Below are 2809 nucleotides of genomic sequence, written 5' to 3'. Positions count from 1 at the left end.
ATTGTCGCGTATATGCAAACGGAGGGGCTTGGCTATCTGTATGCGTTCGATACCGACTTCGATGCTGTCGTAGACGTCTATCGGCTCGAAACAGCGACGAATCCTTACAATCCAAACTGACGCAAACAGACGACACGGTTGGGGAACGAACTGCGGGCTCAGGATAGTCGCACTTCGTAGTCAGCAGCCAGCTCCTGGAACTCGTCCCACTCCGGGAGCCGGTCGTCATCAACCTCGCCGTGCGTCTTGAGGTAGCGAAGCAAGGCGTCGATTTCGTCTTCGAGGCCATACTTCGCCGCCTGCTCTCGGAGGTCCGCCTCGTCAACCTCGATGTGGCTGAGGAGAAGGAGACAGTACGAGCGGTGGCGGCTGCCGTCGTCAATGAGCAGTGTGTGACAACACAGCTCCGCCGGCGAGACGACGTCGATCTCCTCGACGCAGGGACTGTTGAGCTGCTCTTCGACCGTCTGGATCTCCTCTTCACCGAGTAGTTCGCGCATCGGCTCGATCGTCTCCTGGCGGTACTCCTCGGCGGCGGTGTCCGGGTCGATCTCGATCGCCGAGAGGTTCTCGATCCCGTCGATCGCGGTGACCTCGTGGTCGATCGACTGCCCGAAGATGTCCGAGAGGTTCGGAGCAGGGTCGGTGGTCACCAAGAGCGTCTCGTAGTCGTTGTCGGCGAGCCACGTCGCGGTCGCACAGCTCACCGTGCTCTTGCCGACGCCGCCCTTCCCGGTGAAGAAAACGAACTCGGTGTCGTCGCTACTCGGTTCGAATGTCATGAAGATTGAGAGTCAACTCGGAAACGCGGACGCGGCGGCGGCAATTCCTCTGACGATGAACAGAGTATGTCTGTAGTCATGTTGGTGTGGTAACTTTGCTATCGACTCCAACATTTCTTGAATGAGTGGTTCCGGCAGTCCTCCTTCCAAAGATGATCCTCGTATACAGTCTCTCTGCGAAGCGTACCAGCTGGGGATCACTATCCGAAACGAACTCAAAAAAGCCGATCTCGTCACAACGTTCGAGAAGCTCGGTCATTCGATAGATGCCATCGAAGACGGGTATCCGGCATGGCATCCTGCAACGCTCTCCTTTCGCGCGATGGTCCTTTCGTTCGTGTTTATGGAGATCACGGGTGACTCGTACGCCGAGTTTTCTCGACGACTCACCCGGCAACCGAAAGTCGCCACTATCCTCGGCTTCAGCCGGGTGCCCGACGAATCAGCCTTCTCGCGGGCGTGGCGAAACCGATTCGACGACACAGCCCACGAATACGCCCACGCTGCCGCCCACTTCGTTGTCAAAGAAGTCCACGATCGCGACATATCAGCGCCGGAGGTGCGGCCTAAGGAAGGGATCGTCGACGATGAGCAAGAAAATGTAGACCCAGTAGAAGACGAATCCTTCTCACAGGAGGAGATTATCCAGACGACGCGCCTCGCGCGTGATCACGCCTTCGAACACTTCGACTCTGGTCGAGCGTCGAACGCCTCGTATGAGGACACGCAATTCTTCGAGTTACAGACATTCATGGGGATGGTTCGGTGTGGAACCGCGCAGGGAGCGACTCGCTTCCAGTACCGGCGTGGTGAAGAGTATGGACCCCACGGTGACACCCACCTCCGCGCAGTCAAGCAGTTCGATCCCGAAGGGCTCGTGAACGGCTTCAATGAAACGACGGACCGCTTGCTCTCCGTAATTGCTTCTGAAGCAACGTTCCGACGTCCAGTCACAGCCGCAATCGACATCACGACTATTCCCTACTACGGAGAGGTCGCAGGGATGTCGATGGTTAGCGGGACAAAAGATAGAGACAGTCGAGCGTTCAAATTTGCGACGCTTTCGATCATCGGGCAGAACATCCCGCTGATCTTAGCTGTCGAGCCGGTTCAAGAGAGCTCTGAGTGGGATGAGAACCCGTCAAATCAGATCCATCGTACTGTGCGACGGCTCGTTCGACGAGCGAAAGAACACGTTCCAATCGAGACAGTGCTGTGTGATCGAGAGTTTGACTCGATACAAGTGTTCCAGACACTCTCAAACCTCGATGTGAACTATCTCATACCCAAGCGGGTCTCCAGCTCCGAACGGGATGTACTTGAACAAATGGAGGCAGACGACCAAGAGGTGGCTGTTGAGTCGGCTTCTGTCCATGTGGAATCTGGATCGCATCCAATGCGGCTCCTGTACGTCCCGTCGACGAGTGGGGAGGGAACGGCTGTCTTCGCGACGAATCTCCGAATCGGTCCCGAGGAAGCTGAGACGTTCTGTCAGCGCTACAGCCGCCGGTGGCAGATCGAGAGCGAGTACAAATCGATCAAAGGTGACTTTCTCGCCAAGACCTCCTCGAAAGACTACCGCGTTCGCTTGTTCTACTTCGTGTTCGCGGTCCTCTTGTACAATATCTGGCGGCTCACCGACTTCTTGCTGAAAGCGGGCGTGGGCGGTGAGATGGACTACGCACCCGTGTTGACTGCGGGTGAGTGTGTTGAACTCGTTGCCTCGTCGTTGATTCCACACGACTAGCCGGTTGATGTCCCACTGAGTCCGCCGTTTGGGAGTGACAACCCCAATCAGGAGCGACAGAATCCACGTAATTTCGCACGCACGTCCGGTAGATGCGACCGATAGCGATCCAAATCAGGACTGATCGGTAGAAAGAAACACGAATTGATGCTAATTCGACCTAAAACTGACTCATCCTCCGAAACTGTGGTCCTGCTAGGATCTAATTTTGTATAGCGATATACAATTTATAATACCATATTCGCAGCTATAAGCATTTCTACCACCAAAATTCGGCACT

At 55.6% G+C, this 2809-nt stretch carries 1 protein-coding gene and 3 pseudogenes; 2 read left to right on the top strand and 2 right to left on the bottom strand.

Annotation, left to right across the window (positions count from 1 at the left end; genetic code table 11):
• Window positions 1–120 (top strand): annotated as a pseudogene (locus tag J07HQW2_RS00070) (VapC toxin family PIN domain ribonuclease); the annotation flags it as partial.
• A gap of 38 nt (window positions 121–158) precedes the next feature.
• Here J07HQW2_RS00070 and J07HQW2_RS16735 read toward each other — a convergent pair.
• Both J07HQW2_RS16735 and J07HQW2_RS16730 read right to left on the bottom strand, forming a co-directional pair.
• Window positions 159–434 (bottom strand): annotated as a pseudogene (locus J07HQW2_RS16735) (transcriptional regulator TrmB); the annotation flags it as partial.
• Window positions 426–782, bottom strand: a pseudogene (locus J07HQW2_RS16730) (ArsA-related P-loop ATPase); the annotation flags it as partial. The pseudogenes J07HQW2_RS16735 and J07HQW2_RS16730, both read right to left, overlap by 9 nt.
• A 121-nt stretch (window positions 783–903) precedes the next feature.
• Between J07HQW2_RS16730 and J07HQW2_RS00060 the strand changes: the two are divergent.
• Window positions 904–2529, top strand: coding sequence for a transposase (locus J07HQW2_RS00060; protein WP_021053074.1), 1626 nt, complete (start codon window positions 904–906; stop codon window positions 2527–2529).
• The last annotated feature ends 280 nt before the right edge of the window (window positions 2530–2809 follow it).

Source organism: Haloquadratum walsbyi J07HQW2 (assembly GCF_000415985.1).
GTDB lineage: Archaea > Halobacteriota > Halobacteria > Halobacteriales > Haloferacaceae > Haloquadratum > Haloquadratum walsbyi_B.
This window is presented reverse-complemented; position numbering and strand designations above follow the sequence as displayed.

What these genes read in the sequence shown, in the direction of transcription:
- J07HQW2_RS00060 (WP_021053074.1), top strand. Translation starts at nt 904, where the DNA reads ATGAGTGGTTCCGGCAGTCCTCCTTCCAAAGATGATCCTCGTATACAG.